This is a genomic window from Roseibium aggregatum IAM 12614 (assembly GCF_000168975.1).
Classification (GTDB): Bacteria; Pseudomonadota; Alphaproteobacteria; order Rhizobiales; family Stappiaceae; genus Roseibium; species Roseibium aggregatum.
In genome coordinates this window covers 1-24,508 of record NZ_AAUW01000022.1, presented here as the reverse complement: position 1 = coordinate 24,508, position 24,508 = coordinate 1, and the positions used below count along the sequence as shown (strand labels likewise).

The window sequence follows — 24,508 nt, the reverse complement described above, 5'->3', positions numbered from 1 at the left end:
CTTGGGGGGGATTGCCCAACCTGCAAGTCCGCTACCGGCCCCAGAGCGGGTGGGTTGGTCTTGGCGTTGGGTGACCAGCCCGACCTGCTTCGCGCCTTCAAGTCAGTCATCGCACGCGTTCGCCCGCTGCCTTGAAACGACCGTCTATTGAATGGACCCAAATCCATCTTTTCTCCCGGCTGAGTTCTGCGATCGCCCAGATGATCTGACATAGGTCGACTATCACCCGGGCGACGGCTCTCGACGCAGGCGTCATCCGGCCGTCGGGGACAAGGTGTTTCCGTTTGCGCAGACGGCGGACGCCTTGGCCTGTGTCGAGACCGGACGCGCCAGGGGCAAGGTTGTGGTCACTTTAAGTAGGTGGGAGCACGACCATGCGTCATGACAACTTTAGGCCTGACGGGCCTTTCGATTTGCGTAGCGCCGGTCGCGTTCAGCTTTACGAGCTGCCTCGTCCTGCAGGACGCGCTCGATACGGGTCTTGTCAGCCAGCTCGCGCGCATCGATTTCAGCTCTGGCTGCGGCAGCAACGGCGGCTTCTCTTGCTGCTGCTTCCGTGGCAACGCGGTTTTGTTCTTCAAGTTTCGCCTGTTCGCGCTCGGCCCGGCGCTGTTCACGAGCTTCGGCGATCAAACGCCGCTCCGCCTGTTTGGCTTCTCGGGTCGGCTCGGCAGCTTCCCTGGCGGCACGAAAGGCCTCAACAAGGGCTGCCTTGGCGCCCGTCGCAGCGCTGCGACGGTCGGCGTGTTCGCTGTTTATATTTCTTTTCAAATCTCAATTCCATTTGACGGGTTAGATATAGCGGCTTCAGGACTTTCTTGCCCGTTTTGAAGCCGGCTTGGTTGCTGAGGCCACACTGTCTTGCAATTCCTTGGCAAGCCGAGCCTCGCGCAGTCCCTGGTTGTTTTCGTTGCGGGCGATTACGATCGAGTTCAGGTTTTCAATCGCACGTTGGCGTTCGAAGAGTTGCGACTGGGCTTTACCAAAAGCGGATTCGGCCTGCTGGCGAAGGTTGCGGTAGTTCTCGGTCGTAGCTTTCTTCGTAGTGGCCGCTCACCAGTGAGCAGCTACGAAAAAGGCCAGGCAACTTGCCTGACCTTGCTTGGTCTCATGCTTTCGACAGTGCCAGTACATCCGTGGTCAAGGGAAAGCAGATTCCGGATCTATCAGGCGGCCTGCAGATTGCAGGCGGACATCTTGCCCGACTTGGTGTCGCGCTCCATGTCGTAGCCGATTTTCTGGCCTTCAACGATTTCGTGCATGCCAGCACGCTCGACAGCGGTGATATGGACGAATGCGTCCGGGCCGCCGTTGTCAGGCTGGATAAAGCCGAAGCCTTTGGAGGAATTGAACCATTTTACTGTGCCAGTGGTCATGATGAACCCTTTCATAGCATAGAGAGAAGAACCGGCAAGCCAGAGGCTCGCAGGTGGTGATAACGATGCTTTAAAGGGAGGGTTCGTTAAGAACGCGGTGCCAATCGCGTTGTAACCAAAGCTCGGCAAGAAAATATCGATATCGTTCGTATATGGATTTTCAATGAGAATGTCAACGTCTACTTTTGTTCTTGTAATACCGTCAAAATGGATTGTTGTCGGACGAACAGAAAAAATCAGCCATGCGACCCAATAAAACCACCGGATAATTGTCACGTGATTTTTTGCCGGTTGTTGAAAATAAAAAGGGAAAAAGATTTTTGCGAATTTAATCTTGCGGTCACTTAGCCCTTGAGTGGCACCGTATCGCACGGATTCAACAATATCAGCGTCGAGCTATGTCCAGTTGTTCTCGCGAAAATTCACGAACGACCGCTGTCCTCCTCAGAGCTGTCTGTCAATAAGGTGCTCCCAAGTCGGTCGTTCCGAGGGTAGACATCGAATTTTCGCGCCTCCTCGTCGAAGAGTGCCTGAAGTTCGGCCAGCTTTTCAGGGTTCTCGGCGGCGAGATCATGGGTCTGCGAGAAGTCTTCCTCGATATTGTAGAGTTCCCAGATGCTATCATCGAAACCCACCGAGCCAGTGAGCACTCATGAAGCGCCATGGAACGAGGCGACGACCCAGCCGTCATGATAGAGAGCGCGATGGCCGCCGGTCTCGAAATACTGCGTATGTCGGGTGCCGGGTGCTGACGCATCGGCAAAACTATTTTCCATGCAGACACCCGTCGTGGGTGTCTGCTCTGCACCGTTCACGACCTTTGGCTCCGGAACGCCGACGGCCTCCAAGATGGTCGGGGCGATGTCCACGACATGATGGAACTGCGACCGGATCCCGACAGTGTCTGAAATTCGACTTGGCCAGCTGACGATCATGTCGTTCCGGGTTCCACCGAAATGGGAGGGCACGCGCTTCATCCACTGAAATGGAGAAGACCCCGCCCACGCCCAGCCGACGGGGTAATGGTTTTCGTGCGCCGGGCAGCCGATCTCGTCGATCTCCGGCAATTGGTTCTCGACCGTGTCCGGTATCCCGTTCTGGGTCATCATATTGTTGAGAGTACCAGTGACACTGCCTTCTGCACTCGGCCCGTTGTCGCTTGCCACGAGAATGATCAGCGTGTTGTCGCCCTCAGGCGTTGAACGAACTTGCTCGATCAACCTGCCGATTTCATGGTCCGTTTGCGCAAGAAAGCCGGCGAACACTTCCTGGTGCCTGCTAAACAGAGTTTGGGCATCCGCGTCGAGCGAGACCCATGTCTTTTTGCCGAGACAGGGTCTGTTCGCGCACCGCGTCCCATCTCTGATCGAACTTGCCTGAAAGCTTCTCGATCCAGTCTTTGCTGACATGCAGGCGCGCGTGGACAGCACCTGGCGCGAAATAAAGAAAGAAGGGCTTGTCTGGTGCGATCGAGTCTTGGCGGTCGAGCCAGGCGATCGCATCATCGACCAAATCGACGTTGAGATTGTAGCCCTCTTCGGGACGGGCTTCAGGCTCGACGGGCGTGTTGCGAAAAAGCTGGGGCTCCCCACTAGCTAGTTTCTCCACCCTGGAAACCGTACCAGTATTCGAAACCCAGTCCAGTGGACCAGCGATCGAACGGCCCGATCGGAGAAGTTTCCCAGTTTGGTGCGTTGTGCCAGTTACCGAAGGCTGCGTTGGAGTAGCCGTGATCCTTGAGGATCTCCGCAATCGTACCGGACGAGCGTGGCCATATGCTGTTGTATCCCGGATATCCGGTGGACAACTCCGTGATCATCCCTTCGAAGGCACAGGCGGCAGTGGAAGAAAAGATCCATCACGAGGGGGTCTTGGGCAAATGCCACGCCCGACACATTTGATCGGATGCCATCCCGCCTCAAAGTCTTTCGCGGTCACCAACCAGCATAAGCGTCTGCAAACATTATAAATGGAGCAGGAGCCGACAGTTTGCCTACGGTGCCAGAGTTGATGGGGCCGTTCCTGGCGTAACCCGCCAGTCCGCAAGCCATTCCCAGGTCAGTCGTTAAATTCGTCATATTGCCTGCCCGAAAGCTGGCATGACTGTGCCGCAACGTTGTGTCACCATGCGTAAAGTACGAACCGAAGTGTTCCCCGGGGCGTATCGCGTGACCGACATTTCCCCTCTGATGCTCCGACAGTTTGGCTCCCCTTCGTTACCTGGCGAACAGCCCATCTAGCGCCTGTGGACAGTAGGATTTCCATTTCATTGCATCAGGCCAATTGTCCACTGGCCCTAGGCGGAAGTTTAGCCGAGCAGGTTAAAGATCGGGCAAGTGAATGGAGCCTCGAAAATCTTCGCGAATGATATGAATTCGTTACAGCTTTCCTGTTTGCAAGACAGGCTGTTTGTGTGCTGCAGTTGAAGCGCGGGGCAGGCCCTCTGCCTGTTCAAGACCGCCGAAGTTTTCAGAATTGGACGCCATGCAACTTCAAGCCATCGCCTATTTCAACGAACTCGCCCGCTGCCGCTCGATACGCGAAGCAGCGCAGAACCTCGGTGTTTCCCCGACCGCTATCAGCCGGCAGCTTGAAAATCTCGAATATCATTTCGGGGCGCCGCTGGTGGACCGGACCGCCCGCGGAATTGAACTGACCGCAGCCGGCGAGCTTCTGGTTCAGCGCTCGCGCAGCGCCATGAGGGAGTTCGACCTTGCCCGGCAACTCATCGACGACATGCGCGGCCTTCAGCGCGGCGAGGTTACTGTTTACGTCAACGGAGCGACAGGCGGGGCCATTCTGGCCGGGGTTCTGTCCGGGTTTTCTCGGGACTTTCCAGCCATCCGGGCAAATTTGCTGGAAGGGTCAGCAACGGAGGCCCTGAAGTCTGTGCATGAGGGCGATGCAGATATGGCGCTGACCCTGTTTTCTCCTTCCGAGCCGAAAGTCACCGCCCGCAGCCGTGTTCCGGTGCGGCACGCGGCAATCCTGTCGCCTGCCCATCCGGCCGCCGGAGTGCGGGAAGTCTCCCTGGAAACCCTTTGCGCCTATCCGCTGGCCATGCCGGACACAAGCTTCAGCTGCGGCAGGCCTTTGAAGAGCGGCTGTCTGCTGCCGGTAGATCGCCTGCAGACGTGGTGTTCACGACGCGCTCCGTCACCATCCAGAAAGAGCTTGCCCGGCAAGGGGCTGCCATCCTCATCCTGCCGGAAATTTCCGTCGCCCGGGAGGTCCGCTCCGGAGAGCTGGTTGTCCGGCCCCTGGCACGAGATGCTGCCATCGACACGCTGATCCAGTTGAGCCTTCCGCAAGGGCGTACGCTGAGCTTTGCCGCCGAAAAGCTTTCCGCCTATCTGGAGGCCAGGTTGCGATCCTATGGGGAAACAGGGGTCATGATGTGAGTGCAACGGAAACCGTAGCACTGCGGCCACAATATCATCATTGAATTTACACGGAAAGTTCGGGCAGAGTTTGGATGCAGGCGATGCAAAGCGCCTTCTTTCCAAACTGAAACCGGCAGCAGTCTGCCGGGTTTTCTCCTCTTCCTTGACGTTTCCGGATGGTGAAATGAACGGCATACTTGATCTTGGCGTGCGCGAACTTCTGAAGGCTTTTTCCGGCAAGACCGTATCGCCGAGCGACTACATGGCAGCGGTTTGCGAAAGGGTGGAGGCTTGCGAACCGAAGGTGGGCGCCCTTTACGATTACCGGCCCGAACAGGCCATGAAACAGGCGGAAGAAGCGACGCAAAGGTGGCTGAAAGGCGCTCCCAATGGTGCGCTCGATGGTGTGCCCGTCACCCTGAAGGAACTGATCGCCACCAAGGGAGACCCTGTCCCGATGGGAACGGCGGCAACCGAACTGGTACCTGCCGATGCAGACGCGCCGACGGCTGCCAGACTCAAGGAAGATGGCGCGATCATCTTTGCCAAGACCACCTGTCCCGATTACGGCATGCTGAGTTCGGGTCTGTCGACGTTTCACCAGCTCAGCCGCAACCCGTGGGATCTCAGCACCAATCCTGGCGGGTCGAGTGCCGGCGCCGGGTCCGCTGGCGCGGCAGGCTATGGTCCCTTGCATATCGGGACCGACATTGGCGGATCCGTGCGGTTGCCTGCCGGCTGGACCGGTCTTTTCGGTTTCAAACCGACCCAGGGGCGGGTACCGGTCTATCCCTATTATCCGGGCCGCTGCGTTGGCCCAATGACCCGCACCGTCGATGACAGTCTCATGGTCATGCCGGTCATCACGCGGTCCGACTGGCGCGATGCGACCTCCGTTCCCTATGAGGCACTCGACTATGACGTCGCCCCGGCGAATGTGAAGGGCATGAAGATCGGACTTATCCTGGACGCAGGAACGGGATTGAAGGTCGATCCGGAGGTGCGCGATGCGGTGCTCGCCGCGGCCCGGATGTTTGAAGAGCAGGGCGCGGACATCGTCGACCTTGGCCCCTTGCTGACGCGGGAAAATCTGGATGGTCTCGACACGTTCTGGCGGGCCCGTTTCTGGTCCCAGATGCGGAAACTGAGCGATGAGGCTCGGGGCAAGATCCTACCCTATATCCTTGATTGGGCCAGCGTAGCCGCGAAGATCGATGGAGCATCTGTCGCAGCAGGTTTTGATCACATGCTCGCCATGCGCCAGTCTTGCGCAAGCGCCCTGAACGGGGTCGGTGCTATTCTTTCTCCGGTCAATCCCATCGTCAGCTTTCCCGCAGAATGGCCGGCTCCGACGAATGATCCGGCGCTGCCTTTCGAGCATATCTGCTTCACAATGCCCTGGAACATGGGTGACCAGCCAGCCTGCTCCATCAACTGCGGGTTCTCGAAATCAGGCATGCCGATCGGTCTTCAGATCGTCGCGCCACGGTTTGAGGACCTGACCGTTCTGCGCCTTGCCAAGGCATTCGAGGAATGGCGCGGGCCGATAACCAACTGGCCGGTGATCGCGTCGTGATGCCGGTCGGTGCTTGGAGAGCGGCTCCTGCCTCATACCCTGCTGATGGTCCGGGCAGCCTGGACCAGAAGCGGGGCGAATTGCCGGGTGAAGTCTTCGGGCGTCCATTCGGACAGGGAACCGGCCACGTGTATGGCGGCAACCGGCCGTCGTGCCTGGTCAAGAATGGCCGCACCTATGGCGATTTCGCCAGGCAGAACCTGCTCAAGCGCGGTGGCGTAGCCGGCTTCGCGGGTTTCCCGGATCTTTTCCTTGAGAGCCCCGAGATCCGTCAGGGTCTTGGGCGTAAACGCCGCCCTGTACGAGCGGGTCAGGATGCTGTCGGCTTCGGCTTCTTCAAGCTGAGCAAGAATGGCCCATCCGCCGGAGACGCAAAACACAGGAACGCTGTAGCCGATGAAGGTCGATGTGAGGATCTCGCGCTTGCTTTGCAGCCGGGATGCATAGACCAGTCGCAGATCGTCCCAGATGCTCAGATCCACCCTTTCCCGGACGGCTCGGCGCAATTCGAGCAGGATCGGGGTCGCCTTGACCACGACCGGGTTGAGCCGGAGAAAGTCGAGGGAATGGTCAAGCAGCCTGAGGCCTGGAACATAGCCCCGGTCATCCGGGTCGCGGGTGATGTAGCCAAGCGAGCGGAGTGTGAAGAGAATCCTCTGGACATTGCTGCGGCCAAGGCCCGTCAAGGAGCTGATTTCCTGCAAGGAAAGCGGTCGGTCGACCTGATGAAAGATCGACAGAACGTCCATAGCCCGCGCAATCGACTGAACGAAAAGGCCATCCTTTTCAGTCTCGCTGTCTTTTGGCGGCATGCTGGGCATCGATCGCAAATAATTTGAGCTCATGGTGCCTTCAAATAAATCGGTCCGACGATTGACCAGAGGCTGAAAAACCTTCTAGCATGATTATAGATACAACTGTATCGCACAGCGATACTCCAGTTCAAGACAAGATTTGGCGCAGCGCGGGACGCAAGACCACCGTCAGGTGGTTCACGGATCCGGTTGAAATGATCTCGGGCAGAGCGGAGGCGGTTTGAAGTGACTAAACGTGTAGCTGTTGCAGGGTTTCTCCATGAAACCAACACCTTCGCACCCTCACCAGCAACGTTCGCTCATTTCGAGGAAGGTGGCGGTCACATTCCGCTCAGCCGCGGATCTGAGGTCCTGAGCCGCAGCAAGGGTGTCAACATCGGCGTTGCGGGGGCTGCCGGGTTTGCCGAGGCAGCCGGTTGGGAGCTGGTGCCGCTTCTTTGGGCCGTTGCCATTCCCTCCGCCCACGTGGAAAAAGACGCCTTCGAGCAGATCCTCGGCGACCTGATCGAGCGCCTGAAGGCGGCGGGGCCGCTGGATGGACTATATATCGATCTGCATGGCGCGATGGTGTGCGAGCATCTGAATGACGGAGAAGGTGAAATCCTTGCCCGTCTTCGCGCCGCGCTCGGACCGGACGTTCCGATTGCCGCCAGTCTGGACCTTCATGGAAATACGACCCGCAAGATGGTGGAAGCCAGCGACGTCATGGTCGCTTACCGCACCTACCCCCATGTGGACATGGCCGAGACCGGCTACCGCACCGCGGTGCAGCTTGAGGCGCTGATGAGCCGGGGTAAGCCTTTCAAGAAGGCGTTCCGTCAGCTCCCGTTCCTGATCCCGATTCCCTGGCAGTGCACCGATATTGAGCCAGCCAAGAGCCTTTATGCAGACCTGGCCGAGCTGGAAGCGGGTAAAGTGTTCAGTGCATCCTTCCTGATGGGGTTTCCGGCGGCTGATTTCGCCGATTGCTGTCCGTCGGTTCTGGTCTATGCGGACGACGAGGCAACGGCAGCCGCCGCCGCTGACGGGTTTGTCTCCGCAGTTCTGGAGAAGGAAGCTGACTTCAATGGCGAAGCGCACGAGCCGGACGCCTGCGTGGCGCTGGCGCAAACCCTGAGCCGGAGTGCGGAAAAGCCTGTTGTCATTGCCGATACCCAGGACAATCCCGGAGCCGGAGGGGATTCCAACACCGCCGGAATTCTGCGTGCCCTCGTCAAGGCCGATGCACAGAAGGCCGCCATCGGGCTGATGGTCGATCCGCAGGCGGCGCAGAAAGCTCATGACGCAGGTGAGGGGGCTGATGTCACGTTGACCCTCGGCGGCAAATCGGGCGTTGCCGGGGATGAGCCTTTCACAGCCACTTTCACAGTCGAAAAACTCTCCGACGGGGAATTTACCGCAACTGGCCCCTTCTTCGGTGCCTCGCACATGAGCCTTGGCCTTTCGGCTTGCCTGAAGATTGGCGGGGTGAGGGTGGTTTTCGCAAGCCGCAAGGTGCAGCTTGCCGACCAGTCCATGTACCGGTTCGTCGGGATCGAACCGACGGAACAGGCCATTCTCGTCAACAAGAGCTCGGTGCATTTCCGGGCGGATTTCACGCCTATTGCCGAAACGATCCTGGTCTGCAAATCACCGGGACCGATGGCGCTGCTTGCAAGCGATCTACCGTTTGAGAACCTCAAAGACGGCATCCGCATGTCCCCATGCGGCCCAGCCTTCCGTGCGCCTGTGCCGCTGGCGGCGGGGTAGGCGCAATGACCGATCCGGGTGCTCGGGGCCACTCTTGCGGTCCTGTGCTTTGCCCGCACTCAACCGGCCGGAAACAGGCCGGGAAAAATCAAAACACAAAACATCACCTAACCAGACAGGAACAGACATGTTGAGTGTAAGAAACAGAGTTCAAGATCAGGCGAAACTGAAAGGCGTCTGGTCTGGCATTACCCAGCGGGCAGCCAGCGGTCTCATCGCAGGTGCGCTACTTGCCGGGACGGGCCTTGGAACAGCGGCACAAGCGGAAGAAAAGGTCATCACCGCGGTGATGCACTCCGGCTTGCGCGTGGTCGATCCGGTGATCACCACCGCCCATATCGTGCGCAACCACGCCTATATGATCTATGATGTGCTTGTGGCTGTGGACGAGAATTTCACGCCGCAGCCGCAGATGGCCTCCTGGGAAATCTCGGACGACAAGAAGGTCTATACCTTCACCCTGCGCGACGGCCTGCTTTTCCATGATGGTGCTCCGGTAACAGCTGCCGATGCGGTTGCGTCCCTCAAGCGTTGGGGACAGAAGGACTCCGGCGGCCAGTTGATCTTCGACGTGACCGAAAGCCTGGAAGCCAAGGATGACAAGACGCTCGTCTGGACACTGAAAGAGCCCTATGCGCCGCTGATCGACACCATCGCCAAGCAGTCGGCTCTGCCGCCGTTCATCATGCCGGCAAGTGTTGCAGCAACACCGGTGGACACCTCGATCTCCAGCTTCGTCGGCTCCGGGCCGTTCAAGTTCGTTGAAACCGAGTACCAGCCCGGCGTCAGCGTCACCTACGAGAAGTTCCAGGAATATGTGCCGCGCTCCGAACCTGCGAGCTGGATGGCCGGCGGCAAGGTCGTCAACGTCGACAAGGTCAAGTGGGTGACCATGCCCGACAGCCAGACCTCCATCAACGCGCTGCTGTCCAGTGAAATCGACTATATGGAACAGGTGCCGGTGGATCTGCTGCCGATCCTGGAGGGAAGCGATGAAGTGGTCGCGGAGGTGCGCGATCCGCTCGGCTACCAGACCATTGGCCGGATGAACTTCCTTTATCCTCCATTCGACAACGTGAAGGTCCGCAAGGCGGCCATGATGGCCCTAAGCCAGGAGGACGTGCTGGGCACGCTGATCGGCAATCCGGACTACTACAAGGTCTGTGGGGCGGTCTTTGGATGCGGTACACCGCTGGCCGATGAAACCGGCGCCGAAACCCTGATCAACGGTGGCGACATCGAAGGCGCGAAGAAGGCACTTGCCGAAAGCGGCTATGACGGCACGACGGTCGTCCTGATGCAGCCGACGGACGTTCCGACCATCTCTGCCCAGCCGATCGTGGCGGCGCAGGCCCTGCGCAATGCCGGCTTCAACGTCGACATGCAGCCGATGGACTGGCAGACCCTGGTGACGCGCCGTGCAAGCCAGTCCAAACCCTCCGAAGGCGGCTGGAACCTGTTCTTCACCAACTGGGGCGTGCCGGAAATCAACACGCCGCTGATCAATCCGATGCTCAATGGCCGTGGCGATGAAGCCTGGTTCGGCTGGCCGACGGATCCGGAACTGGAAGCTCTGCGCAAGGAGTTCATCAGGGCCGAAACGCCGGAAGAGCAGCTTGCAGTGGCAAAGCTGATCCAGGCCCATGCGCTGGATGTGGTCAATTACATTCCGCTTGGCCAGTATCTCTCGCCCCAGGCTCGCAGCACCAAGCTGGTTGATATGATCCCGTCGCCGGTGCCGGTCTTCTGGAACGTGAAGAAAGAGGACTGACACGACGCATCTTCAGCCAGGCGGACCGGGGCCTTGTGCTCCGGCCCGCCTGATCCTCCGACCTCAAGATCCTGAAAGGACCTTGAACGCCGATGATAGGCTATATTTTTCGACGTGTTCTGGCCGTAATACCGGTGATCACCATTGTCGCGGTGTTCGTTTTTCTGTTGCTGCGGCTGACCCCGGGCGACCCGGCGGCGATCATCGCCGGTGATGCAGCAACGCCTGCGCAGCTTGAAAAGATCCGCACCTCCCTTGGTCTGAACGATCCGCTGCCCGTTCAGTTCGCCACCTGGGTCAAGCATCTGTTCCAGGGCGATCTCGGCATCTCGCTGATTTCCAACACCTCCGTTTCCAGCATGATCGCGGACCGGATCTGGCCGACCATCAACATCGCGGTCTTGACCATCATCCTCTCTGTTCTTCTGGCAGTCCCCATGGGCGTTCTGGCCGCCTGGCGGCACAGGACCTGGGTGGATTACGCAGTGATGAGCTTCTCGGTTCTCGGCTTTTCCGTGCCGGTTTTCGTGATCGGCTACATCTTCATTCAGGTCTTTTCCATCGAACTCAGATGGCTGCCGGTGCAGGGCTATACGGCGCCCTCACAGGATTTCGCCAAGTTTCTGTCCAAGGCGATCCTGCCGTGTCTGACACTTGCCACCATCTATGTCGCGCTGATTGCCCGCATGACCCGGGCGAGCATGCTTGAGGTGCTGGGCGAGGATTTCGTGCGCACCGCCCGTGCCAAGGGCGTCAGCGAAACGGTGGTCCTGTTCCGCCACGCGCTGCAGAACGCCGCCGTGCCGATCCTGACCATCATCGGAACGGGCTTCGCGCTGCTGATTTCCGGCGTTGTGGTGACCGAGAGTGTCTTCAACATTCCCGGCATCGGCCGTCTGACCGTGGATGCCATTCTGGCGCGTGATTATCCGGTGATCCAGGCCATGATCCTTCTGACCAGTGCCCTCTACGTCTTCATCAATCTTCTGATCGACGTGTCCTACAGCCTGATTGACCCGAGGATCCGGTACTGATGACAACTCCTTCTCAAGCCGTATCCCATCTGCAGCCGGTGCTGCGCATCCTGTCTCTGCCGCGGCGCATGCGTCTTGGCATCGGGCCGATGATTGCCGCGGTCGTGCTGCTGATCATCGTTCTCGCCTCGCTTTTTGCGCCGCTTTACATTCCCCATGATCCGCTGGCGATCGACGCCCTGCACCGCCTCAAGGGACCGAGCGAGACCTATCCGCTCGGAACAGACGCCTTCGGCCGCGACCTCTTCTCGCGGGTGGTCATGGGCGGGCGGGTGTCCCTCTTCATCGGTGTCGGCGCAGCGCTGGTCAGCGTCGGTCTGGGTCTCGTGATAGGTCTTGTTTCCGGGTTCTTCCGCACGGCCGATGCGGTGATCATGCGGATCATGGACAGTCTCATGGCCATCCCGTCGATCCTGCTGGCCATCGCTCTGGTCGCGCTCAACGGGCCGAGCCTCTGGTCCGTGATCTGCGCCATCACCATTCCGGAAATCCCCCGGGTGGTGCGCCTCGTGCGTTCCGTCGTGCTGACATCCCGCGAGGAGCCATACGTGGAAGCGGCAATTGCGCTCGGCTCTTCCATGCCGAAGATCCTCTGGCAGCACCTGATGCCCAACACGCTCGCGCCGCTGACCGTGCAGGGGACCTATATCTGCGCCTCGGCCATTCTCGTCGAAGCGATCCTGTCGTTCCTGGGGGCCGGCGTCAGCACCGAAATCCCGACCTGGGGCAACATCATGGCCGAGGGCCGGCTCTACTTCCAGATCAAGCCCATGCTGATCTTCTGGCCGGGCCTGATGCTGTCCCTGTGCATCCTGTCGATCAATCTCCTCGGCGACACCGCCCGCGACCTTCTGGATCCGCGTCTGAAGAAACGGGAGGCTTGAGCCATGAAGTTCAGCACAAAATCCTTCGAGGGTATTCCTCCGGTACTCTCTATAGAGAACCTGACCGTTGGCCTGACCGGCAACCCCGGCGCCAAACCCGTGCTCAACGGCATTTCCTTCAAGATCAGGGCAGGGGAAACCCTCTGCCTCGTCGGCGAGAGCGGCTCGGGCAAATCCGTCACCTCTCTGGCTGCCATGGGGCTCTTGCCCAAATCCGCTCTGGAAGTGACCGGCGGCAAGATCCTGCTTCAGGACCGCAACCTTCTGGATCTCAATGGCCGCCAGATGCGTGATATGCGCGCCCGGCATCTCTCCATGGTGTTTCAGGAGCCGATGACGGCACTCAACCCGGTGATGCGGGTGGGGCAGCAGATCGAGGAAGTGCTCAATACTCATGTGAAGATATCCGCCAAGGAGAAGAAGCAGCGCGTTCTCGACATCATGGAGCAGGTGCATCTGCCGGATGTGGATCGGATCTACCGGTCCTATCCCCATCAGCTTTCCGGTGGGCAGCGTCAGCGGATCATGATTGCCATGGCGCTTATACTGGAGCCGCAGCTTCTCATCGCGGACGAGCCGACAACCGCGCTCGACGTGACCACCCAGCGGCAGATCCTCAGCCTGATTGCCGAGCTTCAGGCCAAGCATGGAACCGCCGTTCTGTTCATCACCCATGATATGGGTGTGGTGGCCGAAATTGCGGACACGGTGCAGGTCATGAAACACGGGGAGCTGGTGGAGCAGGCTCCGGTGGAGACGCTTCTGCGCAACCCGCAGATGGATTACACCCGCAAGCTGCTGCAGGCGGTTCCCAGTCTGACACCGCGTCCGGCCCGCGAAACGGCGCCGGTTGCATCAGCCTTGACCGTTCAGGGTCTGCGCAAGGTCTATGGATCTTCCGGCTGGCTGGTGAACCGGGAGCCGACCAATGCGGCCCGGGATGTCAGTTTCGAAATTCCGCGGGGGCGAACCCTCGGCATCGTGGGCGAAAGCGGCTCCGGCAAATCCACGGTCGCCCGCTGTATCATGCGGCTGATCGATCCCACGGAAGGTTCGGTCAAGGTCGGTGATCTTGAGATCGCCACTCTGGGCCGGGCAGCCCTCAGGCCGCATCGCCGTCACATCCAGATCGTGTTCCAGGACCCGTTCCGCTCACTTAACCCGCGCTGGACTGTCGGACGCAGCCTTGTCGAAGGCCCGCTGAACTGCGGAGAGGACAAGGGGGCGGCAATGACCAGGGCGCGGGAGCTTCTCGCCCTGGTCGGCCTTCCGCCCGATGCCATCGACCGTTATCCGCATCAGTTCTCCGGCGGCCAGCGCCAGCGCATCGCCATTGCCCGTGCGGTCGCCATGGAGCCGGATGTGCTGGTGGCCGATGAGGCCGTTTCTGCACTTGATGTCTCGGTGCAGGACCAGGTGCTCAAGCTGCTGGACGAGTTACAGCAAAAGCTGGGTATCGCGATCCTCTTCATAACCCACGATCTCCGGGTCGCAGCGCAGATCTGTGACGACGTCCTTGTCATGCAAAAGGGCCGGGTCGTGGAGCACGACACGGCGGCGAACGTTCTGGGCAATCCCAAACATCCCTACACAAAGGCCCTGATCGAGGCCGCCCCCGGCCGTGACTGGGATTTCGCCAACTTCCGCGAACTCAACGCCGCATCGGCCTGAGGGGACACCCCTCAGGCTCCCGCCAGAAAATTCTCCCTTTCCCTCTAAGGAAAACCTCCATGTCCGTCCTTCCCAAAATTGCCTCCTTTACCGATGACCTGATCGCAATGCGCCATGATTTCCACGCTCACCCGGAAATAGGGTTCGAGGAAGAGCGCACCTCCGAGATTGTCGCAAAGTGTCTGGCCGAGTGGGGCATCGAGGTGCACCGCGGCTTTGGCAAGACCGGCGTCGTCGGCGTTCTTGAAGGCAGCGGCGGCAGTGGCAGGACCATCGGACTACGCGCCGACATGGATGCGTTGCCCATGGATGAGCAGACCAATCTGCCGTTCAGCTCAACGGCGCCGGGCAAGTTTCACGGCTGCGGCCATGATGGTCACACCACCATGCTTCTGGGCGCGGCGCGCTATCTGAGCGAAACCCGGAACTTCAAGGGCAAGGTCGTCTTCATCTTCCAGCCCGCCGAAGAAGGGCTGGGCGGCGCCCGCGCCATGCTGGTGGATGGTTTGTTCGAAAAGCACCCCTGCGATGAAATCTATGGCATGCACAACAACCCGCTGGCCGCTCCAAACAAGGTGGGCCTGAGGCCAGGTGTCGCCATGGCGGGCGCAACATTCTTCGACATTGTCATCGAAGGACGCGGCAGCCACGGGGCAGCGCCCCACCACTCCAGGGATGCAGTTCTGATCGCGACCGCCCTGGTGCAGAGCCTCCAGTCCATCGTCAGCCGCAACGTCGAGCCGATCCAGCCGGCGGTTCTGTCCGTCACCCAGATCCATTCGGGCAGTGCCTATAACGTTATTCCGGAAAAGGCGGTTCTTTCCGGCACCATCCGCTACTTCGACGATGGTGTGAAGGAGCTGATCCACACCCGCATCCGTGAAATGTGCGCCGGCTTTGCCGTCAGCTACGGCGTTGAGGTGACGCCGGACCTGCGTCCGATCTTCTCTGTCTTGCGCAATGATCCGGACCTGTCTGCGGCCTATCTGGAAGCTGCTGCCGATATCGTCGGGGCAGAAAATGTGTCCGATCAGTCTGCGCTGGTTCCGGCCAGCGAGGACTTCGCCGACATGTTGAACGTGGTTCCAGGCGCCTATTGCACCGTTGGTCACGCGGGCGGCATCCCGGTCCACAATCCGGGCTTTGTTCTGGACGACGCCATCTTGCCTGTCGGCGCCAGCATCTATGCCCGCATCATCGAGCGTCGCCTCGCCATTTGAACGGCAGAGCCTCAAACGACGTCAAGAACAGGACAAGACGATGAATTTCAAGGAATTGCCTTTCGATTCCCAGCAGATGCTGCAAGGTCTCAGGACCTGGGTGGAATGCGAAAGCCCGACCTTTGATGCAACTGCCGTCAACCGGATGATGGACCTTGCCGCCTATGAACTGGCGGCGCTCGGCGCGGAGATCGAACGCATTCCAGGACGCATGGGTTTCGGCGGTTCTCTTCGGGCAAGGCTGCCGCACAAGAACAAGGGCACGCCCGGCATCTTGCTCAGCGGCCACCTCGACACGGTGCATCCCATCGGCACCCTGAAGGACCTGCCGTTCCGGGTTGAGCACAACAAGGCCTATGGCCCCGGAATTCAGGACATGAAAGGCGGAAATTACGTCAGTGTCGAAGCCCTGCGCCAGATCCAGGCCGCCGCGCTGGAAACGCCGCTGCCGGTCACTGTCCTCTTCACCCCGGATGAGGAAGTCGGCACGCCTTCGACCCGCGACCTGATCGAGAACGAGGCTGCGCGCAACAAATATGTGATGGTGCCGGAACCGGCCCGCCCCGATGGCGGCTGCGTTACGGGCCGCTATGCCATTGCCCGGTTCAACATCAAGACCATCGGCCGCCCCAGCCATGCGGGTTGGGCGCTGAAGGACGGCCGTTCGGCCATTGCGGCCATGGCCCGCAAGGTTCTGGAAATCGAGGCCATGACAGGGGACGACTGCACCTTCAGTGTCGGTGTCATTCACGCAGGGCAATGGGTCAATTGCGTCTCGTCTTCCTGCGCTGCCGAAGTCCTCTCCATGGCCAAGCGACAGGAGGATCTGGATGCCGGGGTCAAGCGCATGCTGGATCTGAGCGATTCCTCCGGAGACGTGATCGTGGAAGTGACCCGGGGCGTTACCCGCCCTGTCTGGGAGCCGGATGCCGGAACGCTGGCACTCTACGAAATCACCAGGTCCCTTGCCGGCGAGATCGGCTTCGACCTGACCCACGCCAGCGCAGGCGGCGGTTCGGACGGTAACTTCACCGGCGCCATGGGCATCCCTACCATCGATTCCATCGGCGTGCGCGGCGCTGGCCTTCACACACTCAACGAACACATCGAGATCGACAGCCTGGAAGAACGGGCCAAACTGGCAGCCGGTCTGTTTTTGACGCTGACGTGAGACGTTTCGGTCAGCCTGTTCTGGAAAGGCTCGGGTCTGCACCTGCGCTGGCGGCAGGCTGCACCATCCTTCCTGTGATCCCATTTCAGGGGGACGGCGTCTTCATGTCGGACTGATCGCCGGTGCGGGCATAGGTGTGTCAACGACCTCTCCGGCCGACCGTATCCATCAGCCGCTGGTCGATGTGGAGATTGGCCGTGTTGGTCGCAGCGCTGCGCACGAAGACGCCAACGACCTCTCCAAAAATGTTTTCGCGGGAAGGGCCGACCGCAGGGTTGAAAGGCTGCAGCACTCAAGAGCGGCCGGAATTGGCAGGATCCGCGGGCTTGCCACCATCTGGCCGGGGACGGTCAAAAGGTCTGCTTCACCCTGCTCATTCACCTCCGGGCGAAGTTGATCGCACAGGCTCCACCTGATCCACCAGTGCGGTGTCGCAAATGTTGCGCGCGGTATCCTTGAACCGCATGTCCGAATAGTTGCAACGCCGATGGTCGACTTGCTCGGTATCGGTGTGTTGCGGCCCACTAGCAACGACGCACCGATCATCTTTGATGTGACGCATACCCTTCAGATGAGAGATGCTGCTGCCAGAGCCTCTGGCGACTGCCGGCAGGCAAGACCAGGGAGTGGAACCTTGGTCGTGCAGGCCTCGCTGTTAGGCTGTCGCATCTCTTCGTTGAAGTGCATCCCAATCCTGATCAGTCCAAATGCGCTCGGCCCATCGCATTACCGTTCGCTCAGCTACGCCCCTTGCTGGAGCAGATGAAAGCGGGCGCATTCACGAAGGCCGAAGGTCACAGTGCTTCCGTCAGCATGTTCAGGAAGGCGCGCACAGCCGGGTTGGTCCGGCGGCTTTGCGGCCAGACGGCCGTGATGTTGTGACGTTCGACCGCAAATTCGGAAAGAACGGGTACCAGGTCTCCACGCTTGACCCAGGATGTTGCCATGAAGCTTGTCGCCATTCCGATGCCGGATCCCGCCGCGACGGTCGAGATCACGGCCTCGCTCGCATCGACGACGATTGAAGATGACGGCAAGATCTCGACATCGCGGTCTCCGATCCGGAACGGCCAGCGGAACAACTGGCCGCTGCTCTGATAGCGCAGGTTCACCGTCTCGTATGACTGAAGCTCGTCGGGATGGCTGGGCGTGCCTGACGCGGCAAGATAGGTCGGCGAGGCATAGCAGCAGAGCCGGTGCGGCGAGAGTTTCCGCGACAGGAGGCGCGAGTCGGGAAGGTCACCGATACGCACGGCAAGGTCGATTCCCTCCTCGATCAGATCCACCCTGTGATCGTTCAGTCTGAGGTCGATCGAGACCTTCTGATGGCGTGCGCGAAAGACAGGCAGCAAAGGGGCGATGACATGCAATCCGATCGGAAACGAGGCCGCAATGCGCAAGGTGCCGGCGGGTTCGGACCGGGCGGCTTTGGCGGCCTGTTCGATTTCCTCGGCATCGCGCAGCAGCTTGAGCGCCCGCTCGTGCAGATCGCGGCCCTCATTCGTGAGAGTGATTGAGCGTGTCGTACGGTTGAAGAGCGGGACGCCGAGTTGCCGTTCAAGACGCTGGACGCTCTTGCTGATCGCCGAAGGCGAAACGGAGAGGGAGCGCGCAGCGGCCGTATAGCTGCCCAGCGAGCCGGCACGGGCAAAAGCGAGGAGACCGGTTAGCCTATCAAGTCCAATTTGTTCCTTCATGTCACTATTAAAGCGAATTCGAGCACTATTATCAATCTGGAGGCAAGCCCATACATCCGGTCGACGAAACTAGAAAGGGAAAGAGGTCCCCATGACCGAGATGATGAAAGCCGTCCGCCTGCACGAATTTGGCGGCCCCGAGGTCCTGCGTTATGAGGAGGCGCCACGGCCGGTGGTCGGCACGGGAGAGGTGCTTGTCCGCGTGCATGCGGCAAGCCTCAATCCGCCGGACCTTTACCTGCGGGATGGCTACCGGGCGCTTCCGCCCGAGTGGCGGCCCAGCCTGGACTTTCCGCTGATCCTCGGCACGGATATCTCCGGTGTCGTCGCAGCCATCGGGGCGAACGTTCCGGATTTCAGCATTGGGGACGAGGTCTTTTCGATGGTGCGTTTCCCGCATGATCTCATGATCGGCAGCAATGCCTATGCCGAATATGTCAAGGTTCCGGTCTCCGACCTCGCGATCAAGCCTGCAGGTATCGACCACATCCGGGCCGCCGGTGCCCCGATGTCGCTGCTCACGGCGTGGCAGTTCCTTGTCGAGCCCGGTCACGATGCACCAAATCCGTTCCAGGATTTCGACCACGCGCCGATTGCGCTTGAAGGAAAGACCGTACTGGTCAATGGCGCCGGTGGTGGCGTCGGTCACCTGGCGGTTCAGGTGGCAAAGTGGAAGGGGGCCCATGTCATCGCCGTTGCTTCCGGAAAACACGAAACCGTGGTGCGCGATCTCGGCGCCGATGCCTTCATCGACTACACCAGACAAGCTGCTGAGACGATTGCACAGGATGTTGATCTCGTCATCGACGCCGTCGGCGGCTCCGGCATGCAACGTTTCCTGAGCGTGATCAGGAAGAATGGTGCGCTCTATCTGGTCAATCCCATTGGCTTTTCCGGCCATGAGGAGGCTACAAGACGAGGGATTACCGTTTCAACGGCACAGGTGCGCTCCAACGGCGCGCAATTGTCCGAAGCCGGACGCCTACTGGACGACGGGACGATTCGGGTCGTGATCGACAGTGAGTACCCGCTTTCAGACGCCTCCGCCGCCCATCAGCGGGCATCCGGAGGAGGGATTCAGGGCAAGATCGTCCTCGTCGCCAGATAGCTCGCAGCCACCCGAACACCGCTCTCCGATCGCAATCCGGTCGGGGAGAGCCAAACCGGAGGAATGCTCCCATGTTGATCGTGACCGGATACATGCATGTAGATCCCGCGGATCTGGCGGAATTTACTGGGGATCTGGCGTCGCTGGCGGTGGCGACGCGCCAACGTGCGGGCAACGTCTCGTATGACGCGGCCCTCGATGATGCGAAGGCCGGCGCATTTTGATCTCTTCGCCTTCACGGAAGGTCTCCGCGCCAGACCTGATATCGTTGATGATTGCCTGCTTTGACTCGGGTGTCTGTGCCTCGATGAGCATTGGGGCGCGTACAATTCCCTTGTACAGAAGATCGAGTAGATCATCGCCAGTTTTGCCAATCCAGATTGCCATCTTTTTCTGGAACGTCACAGATCCAAATCCAGAAGATTGCAGTGCGTCCGCTGCCTCGTTTTCTTGGGCAAACCGAAAAGGTGGCGGAGCGGGTGGTAGGTCGACATCCATGGTGCCGTGATTGTTGATAGCTGTCATCAGAAGCCCCATCATATCCCAGCCCTCGGCAGGTGGAAGCCAAGCGGTGTAGGAATATGCCCCACCAGGCTTTAGAACTCGCGCTGCCTCCGAAATGGCGCTGTCCGGTTCACCGACGTGCCATAGCCCGAAGAGACATGTTGCCGCGTCAAAACCAGCATCTTCGAAGCTGAGCTTTTCCGCATCTCCAACATCAAACAGCGCAGTCGGCACACGCTCCCGCGCAATTTCGATCATTGGTTCGGCAAAATCCACGCCCGTTACATGCGCTCCTTTTTGTGTGGCGGCTTCGGCCAAATCTCCGGTACCACAACAGATGTCCAGAAGGTTACGGCCGGATATATCTCCTAACCCCTCAAGTATTGGCCCGATCGCCTGTCGCGTTACACCAGCGAAATGTTCGTCGTAGAAGGGAGCTTTTTCGGCCCAGCCTTGATGTTCCTTCTCTCTGAAGCTTGTCATACGACCACTCTGAAGATTGCCAGCTGCGGCCTACTATACGGAATTGCGCATCAGGAAATACACTCTTGAACGGACAATCACTGCACAGACACGAAAGACGAGCTTTGGCTCGAACCTGCCTTGCAGAAGCGCTGCGCGGCGTGGCGATCCTCGCCCATTCGCGATTTTCCTTACGTTTAGATTTAAATCGATTGAGTTGAGTCGTGAGCCACTTGACTATTTGCGGACTTTGGCAGGAGTGCACACTGCGCCAGCCTCAAAACAACCGGCTATTTGGGGAAAAGGAACGTCACCGCTGCACGAGCCCCTAGTCCCTCGGGTCCATTGCTCGAACTTGCTGCGTAGTAGCGAACCCCCGCCTGAAAGCTGATCGGCTGCTTGTCGATCGTGACGAGTTTTGAAACCATTGCGTTGATGGGGATCGACCATTCATCGGAAACCCAATCGTAGGTGGACTCCGAATTCACGGTGAATGTCCAGGCATCCTTGGTGGTGTAAGACACAAAGGGCTGGATGAAGGTCGAGTTTACATCGCTGCGGTTCTCATCGCCTGCAAACGACCAGACGTGATTGGCGAGAGCTCCAACTGTCCATGGGCCACTTTGGTGAAGCACAACGCCTGTAGGACCTGCACCCCATTTCTTCGAGCTCAGCAATTCGTCAGTGCCAGTGGGTAGCAACAAAACCGGCCCCACGCCCCAAATAAGGCCACCAGGTCCTGGAGCCTGAGGGGAAACGAAGAGGCTTTGCGTCGTGTCGCCCAGTCCGAACTGCGTACCCGAGTTGCCTGCAATATCGTGTTGCCAGGCTACAGGGACAATCGTTCGCGAAATCAGGTTCCAATGTTCGTTCAGTGTTATCGGGATGACCGGTTGGATGTTCAAGGTCATCTTGTTGCCGTCCGATGGACCGATTCCCTGATCGTAGTTCCATTGCAACGGGACGCTGATCAGCGCGGCAACCGGGTTGGAAAGCCTCTTGGCCAGATCGGCATCTTCGGCGGAGCCGGAAGCTGATGAGCCAACAAGAATTGCGGTCGCAATCAAAACGCGTGTCAACATGTCGTCACCAGATCTATTGCTTCAGTGGTCGAAACGAGAAAACGTTGTCTGACTCTATGAGTTCGATCTCGCCTGGCTTCCAGGACTTGTCGAGCCGCTATTGCATTCCGGTTCATGTTTATCGGTACATATATGCCCGGCGATAGACGCGGCGCCGGGCGCCGGCATAGGAAAGCGGCGTCATCGGCATGCCAATGACATCGATAAAGACGGACACGTTTTCCCCGGTCGCAGGCAACTCGCCCTCGATCGTTTTCACCGCATAGACTAGATCATTTCCCTCAAGACGAGGATCCATCAGGACCACCACAGATTGACGAAGCGCGTCGCCTTCAAGAACCGAAATATCGGCATTCGGCGGATCCGAGAGGAAGCTGTCGGTGCCTTCGCTCCAGAACGGAAGGAATGCAGCGGTGGTCATGTTGCCGGCGATCCGTTCCGGTCTGTCGGAAAAGAACAGCGTCGTCGGACTGACATCCTTCAGAGTCAGCGTCATGGTTGCCGGATCGAATGCCATGCTTTTCGAAGTCTGCACAAAAAGGAAGTCGGCATTGTCTTCCGCGGCATGTGCTGCCGAATAGGAGCCTGCCGCCGCAATTACCGCGGTTCCGGCCAGGCTCGTTACCAGTGTCCGTCTGTTTACTGCAAGTTCCAGCTGTTTCATCGGAATTCTCCCAACAGATTGAAAGTGGAGCCACACCCGTTAACTGGAAGTGGCTCAGGAACAGAATTTGTTTGGCTTTTCTAATCGTCTGGGAGGACCCTGGGTCCTCCAGCGCTACGCATTTCGGCTTGTGAAGCCGCACCCGAGATGGCTCGGACAGTCTAGTGGCCGGGCCGTTTTCCGGTCACTTCTTCCGAGGCGTCGGCGGACCCGGGAACGTCCATATACCGTCCTGAATCGCTTCGCTCGGCTCATACATACGCACTGCGTAGTTCCAGCCGTCCATGATCGGCAGGCAATTCTCGACACCCTCGCCGCATCCGCCAAAGCGAATGGTGTAGGACCCATCACTGTTCGGCTTCGCGGTCAGATCGTTGAGGCTGTAGGCATGAAGGTCATTTTCCTGAAAATAGCCCTTGGCGTTGTAAAGGCTGATCGACCAGAAACCCTTGACCGGCACATCCTTGACCTTGAGTTCATATTCGCCCACCGGCAGGTCAGGCTGAACATTAACGTAAACCGCGGCCTTGTCCGGCAGCCCGCCCCAGGCGGACGCGGTGCCGATCAGGAAATGGACGGGGTTGACTTCCTCCTTGGAGCCGAAGGTGCTGATGTACCGCTTCAGCCCCTTGGCAAGATCGAGAACCGGTGCGAGTGTCGCCTCGTAGCTTGCCTTGTCGTAGTCCGGCATCACGAACGGTGCATCCGAACCGGCCGAAATCTCGATCATGTCCTGAAGCTTGTGAGCCTCCTCAAGATCCGCCTTGTCTTCCGGGTCTGCGAGCGTTCTGATGACAAGGCCGACGACAGGCGTATCGAACTTGTCCACTGTCAGTTCGTGGGCACCAGCACCATAGAAGACCTCATTGACGTAGCCGTCATTGTTGATGACCATCAGCGACATGTATCGCTTTCCGGCATCCGGCATGGTCACGGTCGCTCCCTTTGAAATATCGACGACGCCGAGACTGTACAGCGTATCGCGGTTCATCCGGATGACATTCTGCTTGTCGATCGGCGTCGGCGTCCGGTTATGGTGCAGCTTGTTGATGCCGTCCGCCAGCTTGATGATGCCGACAAACTCGAAGTCGGTCTGCGCCCTGTCGAAATTGTCGACATTGACGATGACAGGTTCGGCCGCGTGTGCCGCTAGGGGAAGCGGGGTCATGGCAAGCGCACATACCAGAGATAGAGAAGAAAAGCTTTTCATTCTAAAACCGAGCTCCATTTGAATTGTGATGTTCGAAGGTGAATTGATCGGGATTTCAGGTTTCAGCAACCTTACTTGACCAATTCGATTTCGCCCGGCCGCCAGGTCTTGTTGATCCAGGGCTCCAGCGGACCGTACATGCGCAGGATGGTAAACCAGCTCTTGCCCGGAATGGTCTGGAGCCAGTTGCCCTCCTTGCCCAGAGGCGCCTCTGGCGCGAAATAAACGTCGTAGGAGCCGTCGGCGTTCTTCTGAACCCCCTCGCTCTGACTGCCCATTGTCGGGAATCTCTGCCCAGTTTGCAGCAAGGAGCGCGTTTGCGTGTCGTAGAGCGTTACCGCCCAGAAATTGTTGACCGGAACGTCCGGCGGCAGACGCAGCTTGTACGTTTTTGACCCATCCAGCGGTTTCTTGTCGGCATCAAGATAAGCCAGGGCATAGTCGGAACCTTGCCCGACAGTCGTGGCCGCCATCGCCTGTGTCACACCGGTCGCATTGAAATAGAACAAGACACGCGCATCGAGACCCATCGCGCCATTGGTCTCAAAGGTCGTGTTCTTGTTCGCATAGGCGGTTGTCCAGGCACTATTGGTATCCGGGTAGATGAACACCCCGTCGATGCGCGGCTGATAGGTGATGGCCCGCGCAGTCGCGTTTCCGATTGTCGCCGCTTCGCCGAGCAGCTTCTTCATGCGCGCATCTGGGTTGAAGGGTTGGCCCTTCACGATGCCGATCGCGGCCAGAAGCCCCCGTGCCTCGGAGTCGATCGCGCCGATCGGCTCTTCCTGAACCACCTGGTTGATGCCCTCAAAAAAACTGAAGTCATTTGGCGCAATCGTGTTGTAGCTCTTGCCAGAGAAGTTGACGAACTCGGTTTCAGGCGGGTTGTCCGCCTGCGCCAGCGGATACACCTTGAGATTGGACTTGATGTTCTCGACCGCAGGCTCAAGACCCTTCGCGATGGAGCCGCGCAGGAACACGAGGTTGCTGTACGTGTCGGTTCTGATCACGAAATACCCTGCCGGCACCGCCCCCTGGTAGTCGGGCGGCAGCATCAGGTATTTGCCGCCTTTCCCCTTGTCCGGCCATCGCGCCAGATCTCGACAATCTGACCAGGCATCATCGACAAGC

22 protein-coding genes and 3 pseudogenes are annotated in these 24,508 nt (G+C 59.1%); 11 read left to right on the top strand and 14 right to left on the bottom strand.

The features are described 5' to 3' along the window. Positions 1-230 precede the first annotated feature (230 nt). Positions 231-385, top strand: a pseudogene (locus tag SIAM614_RS31465) (zinc-binding dehydrogenase); the annotation flags it as partial. 5 nt (positions 386-390) lie between these two features. On the opposite strand, the gene SIAM614_RS24795 reads toward SIAM614_RS31465, so the two are convergent. The 6 genes from SIAM614_RS24795 to SIAM614_RS33365 form a co-directional block, all read right to left on the bottom strand. Next, positions 391-771 (bottom strand): DUF6481 family protein, encoded by a 381-nt coding sequence (locus SIAM614_RS24795; RefSeq protein ID WP_006938813.1) that lies wholly within the window; start codon positions 769-771, stop codon positions 391-393. Positions 772-1,166: 395 nt separating this feature from the next. After that, positions 1,167-1,376: a cold-shock protein gene (locus tag SIAM614_RS24790; RefSeq protein WP_006938812.1), complete on the bottom strand. Its 210-nt coding sequence runs from the start codon at positions 1,374-1,376 to the stop codon at positions 1,167-1,169. Positions 1,377-1,798: 422 nt separating this feature from the next. Beyond that, positions 1,799-2,026 (bottom strand): hypothetical protein, encoded by a 228-nt coding sequence (locus SIAM614_RS32600; RefSeq protein ID WP_006938810.1) that lies wholly within the window; start codon positions 2,024-2,026, stop codon positions 1,799-1,801. Next, on the bottom strand, positions 2,027-2,641 hold the full coding sequence (locus SIAM614_RS33375) for a sulfatase-like hydrolase/transferase (RefSeq protein ID WP_006938808.1): 615 nt from the start codon (positions 2,639-2,641) through the stop codon (positions 2,027-2,029). Positions 2,642-2,654: 13 nt separating this feature from the next. Next, entirely contained in the window at positions 2,655-2,984 is a 330-nt protein-coding gene (locus SIAM614_RS33370; RefSeq protein WP_006938806.1) for a sulfatase-like hydrolase/transferase, read from the bottom strand. Further along, positions 2,968-3,195: a sulfatase-like hydrolase/transferase gene (locus SIAM614_RS33365; RefSeq protein ID WP_006938804.1), complete on the bottom strand. Its 228-nt coding sequence runs from the start codon at positions 3,193-3,195 to the stop codon at positions 2,968-2,970. The genes SIAM614_RS33370 and SIAM614_RS33365 overlap by 17 nt, the downstream gene beginning before the upstream one ends. Before the next feature lie 665 nt (positions 3,196-3,860). Here SIAM614_RS33365 and SIAM614_RS24780 point away from each other — a divergent pair. Next, positions 3,861-4,777: pseudogene (locus SIAM614_RS24780) on the top strand (LysR family transcriptional regulator). A gap of 166 nt (positions 4,778-4,943) precedes the next feature. Next, positions 4,944-6,335 carry an amidase gene (locus tag SIAM614_RS24775; protein WP_040441090.1) on the top strand — a complete coding sequence of 464 codons (1,392 nt, stop codon included), beginning with the start codon at positions 4,944-4,946 and terminating at the stop codon, positions 6,333-6,335. A 32-nt stretch (positions 6,336-6,367) separates the two neighbouring features. Here SIAM614_RS24775 and SIAM614_RS24770 read toward each other — a convergent pair whose 3' ends face one another. Next, positions 6,368-7,180: an IclR family transcriptional regulator gene (locus SIAM614_RS24770; RefSeq protein WP_157140073.1), complete on the bottom strand. Its 813-nt coding sequence runs from the start codon at positions 7,178-7,180 to the stop codon at positions 6,368-6,370. Positions 7,181-7,375: 195 nt separating this feature from the next. On the opposite strand from SIAM614_RS24770, the gene SIAM614_RS24765 reads away from it, so the two are divergent. From SIAM614_RS24765 to SIAM614_RS24735, 7 genes are all read left to right on the top strand, one after another. Next, a complete protein-coding gene (locus SIAM614_RS24765; RefSeq protein WP_006938789.1) occupies positions 7,376-8,899 on the top strand; it encodes a M81 family metallopeptidase in 1,524 nt (507 codons plus the stop codon). A 127-nt stretch (positions 8,900-9,026) separates the two neighbouring features. After that, entirely contained in the window at positions 9,027-10,670 is a 1,644-nt protein-coding gene (locus tag SIAM614_RS24760; protein WP_006938787.1) for an ABC transporter substrate-binding protein, read from the top strand. Between the two features lie 92 nt (positions 10,671-10,762). Then, entirely contained in the window at positions 10,763-11,704 is a 942-nt protein-coding gene (locus SIAM614_RS24755) for an ABC transporter permease (RefSeq protein ID WP_006938785.1), read from the top strand. Continuing rightward, positions 11,704-12,588, top strand: a complete 885-nt coding sequence (locus tag SIAM614_RS24750) for an ABC transporter permease (RefSeq protein WP_006938781.1) — start codon at positions 11,704-11,706, stop codon at positions 12,586-12,588. Before SIAM614_RS24755 ends, SIAM614_RS24750 begins: the two co-directional genes overlap by 1 nt. 3 nt (positions 12,589-12,591) lie before the next feature. After that, entirely contained in the window at positions 12,592-14,259 is a 1,668-nt protein-coding gene (locus SIAM614_RS24745; RefSeq protein WP_006938779.1) for an ABC transporter ATP-binding protein, read from the top strand. A gap of 59 nt (positions 14,260-14,318) precedes the next feature. Further along, positions 14,319-15,479: a M20 aminoacylase family protein gene (locus tag SIAM614_RS24740; RefSeq protein ID WP_006938777.1), complete on the top strand. Its 1,161-nt coding sequence runs from the start codon at positions 14,319-14,321 to the stop codon at positions 15,477-15,479. A 40-nt stretch (positions 15,480-15,519) separates the two neighbouring features. Beyond that, entirely contained in the window at positions 15,520-16,650 is a 1,131-nt protein-coding gene (locus SIAM614_RS24735; protein WP_006938776.1) for a M20/M25/M40 family metallo-hydrolase, read from the top strand. A gap of 145 nt (positions 16,651-16,795) precedes the next feature. Here SIAM614_RS24735 and SIAM614_RS33105 read toward each other — a convergent pair. Together SIAM614_RS33105 and SIAM614_RS24725 are read right to left on the bottom strand one after the other, a co-directional pair. Next, positions 16,796-17,128, bottom strand: a pseudogene (locus tag SIAM614_RS33105) (flavin reductase family protein); the annotation flags it as partial. 316 nt (positions 17,129-17,444) lie between these two features. Continuing rightward, entirely contained in the window at positions 17,445-18,347 is a 903-nt protein-coding gene (locus tag SIAM614_RS24725; protein WP_006938774.1) for a LysR family transcriptional regulator, read from the bottom strand. A 91-nt stretch (positions 18,348-18,438) separates the two neighbouring features. On the opposite strand from SIAM614_RS24725, the gene SIAM614_RS24720 reads away from it, so the two are divergent. Further along, positions 18,439-19,455, top strand: coding sequence for an NADP-dependent oxidoreductase (locus SIAM614_RS24720; RefSeq protein ID WP_006938773.1), 1,017 nt, complete (start codon positions 18,439-18,441; stop codon positions 19,453-19,455). Between the two features lie 123 nt (positions 19,456-19,578). Here the strand turns inward: SIAM614_RS24720 and SIAM614_RS24715 are convergent, their stop codons facing one another. The 5 genes from SIAM614_RS24715 to SIAM614_RS24695 all read right to left on the bottom strand — a co-directional run. After that, positions 19,579-20,442 (bottom strand): class I SAM-dependent methyltransferase, encoded by an 864-nt coding sequence (locus tag SIAM614_RS24715; protein WP_006938770.1) that lies wholly within the window; start codon positions 20,440-20,442, stop codon positions 19,579-19,581. Positions 20,443-20,711: 269 nt separating this feature from the next. Next, the gene (locus tag SIAM614_RS24710) at positions 20,712-21,503 is read right to left on the bottom strand and encodes a hypothetical protein (RefSeq protein WP_006938768.1); all 792 of its coding nucleotides are present in this window, start codon (positions 21,501-21,503) and stop codon (positions 20,712-20,714) included. A gap of 118 nt (positions 21,504-21,621) precedes the next feature. Next, complete coding sequence (locus SIAM614_RS24705) at positions 21,622-22,167, bottom strand: hypothetical protein (RefSeq protein WP_006938766.1); 546 nt, start codon at positions 22,165-22,167, stop codon at positions 21,622-21,624. A 184-nt stretch (positions 22,168-22,351) separates the two neighbouring features. Beyond that, on the bottom strand, positions 22,352-23,377 hold the full coding sequence (locus SIAM614_RS24700; protein WP_157140072.1) for a DUF1214 domain-containing protein: 1,026 nt from the start codon (positions 23,375-23,377) through the stop codon (positions 22,352-22,354). Between the two features lie 71 nt (positions 23,378-23,448). After that, a partial coding sequence (locus tag SIAM614_RS24695) for a DUF1254 domain-containing protein (protein WP_006938763.1) occupies positions 23,449-24,508 on the bottom strand: 1,060 nt, incomplete at its 5' end.

Excerpts from the sequence above, each read along its gene's own strand:
- SIAM614_RS24735 (WP_006938776.1), top strand. The coding sequence starts at position 15,520 with ATGAATTTCAAGGAATTGCCTTTCGATTCCCAGCAGATGCTGCAAGGT.
- SIAM614_RS24750 (WP_006938781.1), top strand. The coding sequence starts at position 11,704 with ATGACAACTCCTTCTCAAGCCGTATCCCATCTGCAGCCGGTGCTGCGC.
- SIAM614_RS24755 (WP_006938785.1), top strand. The coding sequence starts at position 10,763 with ATGATAGGCTATATTTTTCGACGTGTTCTGGCCGTAATACCGGTGATC.
- SIAM614_RS24720 (WP_006938773.1), top strand. The coding sequence starts at position 18,439 with ATGACCGAGATGATGAAAGCCGTCCGCCTGCACGAATTTGGCGGCCCC.
- SIAM614_RS24760 (WP_006938787.1), top strand. The coding sequence starts at position 9,027 with ATGTTGAGTGTAAGAAACAGAGTTCAAGATCAGGCGAAACTGAAAGGC.
- SIAM614_RS24715 (WP_006938770.1), bottom strand. The coding sequence starts at position 20,442 with ATGACAAGCTTCAGAGAGAAGGAACATCAAGGCTGGGCCGAAAAAGCT.
- SIAM614_RS24710 (WP_006938768.1), bottom strand. The coding sequence starts at position 21,503 with ATGTTGACACGCGTTTTGATTGCGACCGCAATTCTTGTTGGCTCATCA.
- SIAM614_RS24745 (WP_006938779.1), top strand. The coding sequence starts at position 12,592 with ATGAAGTTCAGCACAAAATCCTTCGAGGGTATTCCTCCGGTACTCTCT.
- SIAM614_RS24740 (WP_006938777.1), top strand. The coding sequence starts at position 14,319 with ATGTCCGTCCTTCCCAAAATTGCCTCCTTTACCGATGACCTGATCGCA.
- SIAM614_RS24790 (WP_006938812.1), bottom strand. The coding sequence starts at position 1,376 with ATGACCACTGGCACAGTAAAATGGTTCAATTCCTCCAAAGGCTTCGGC.
- SIAM614_RS24775 (WP_040441090.1), top strand. The coding sequence starts at position 4,944 with ATGAACGGCATACTTGATCTTGGCGTGCGCGAACTTCTGAAGGCTTTT.
- SIAM614_RS24725 (WP_006938774.1), bottom strand. The coding sequence starts at position 18,347 with ATGAAGGAACAAATTGGACTTGATAGGCTAACCGGTCTCCTCGCTTTT.
- SIAM614_RS24770 (WP_157140073.1), bottom strand. The coding sequence starts at position 7,180 with ATGAGCTCAAATTATTTGCGATCGATGCCCAGCATGCCGCCAAAAGAC.
- SIAM614_RS33365 (WP_006938804.1), bottom strand. The coding sequence starts at position 3,195 with ATGATCACGGAGTTGTCCACCGGATATCCGGGATACAACAGCATATGG.
- SIAM614_RS24705 (WP_006938766.1), bottom strand. The coding sequence starts at position 22,167 with ATGAAACAGCTGGAACTTGCAGTAAACAGACGGACACTGGTAACGAGC.
- SIAM614_RS24700 (WP_157140072.1), bottom strand. The coding sequence starts at position 23,377 with ATGAAAAGCTTTTCTTCTCTATCTCTGGTATGTGCGCTTGCCATGACC.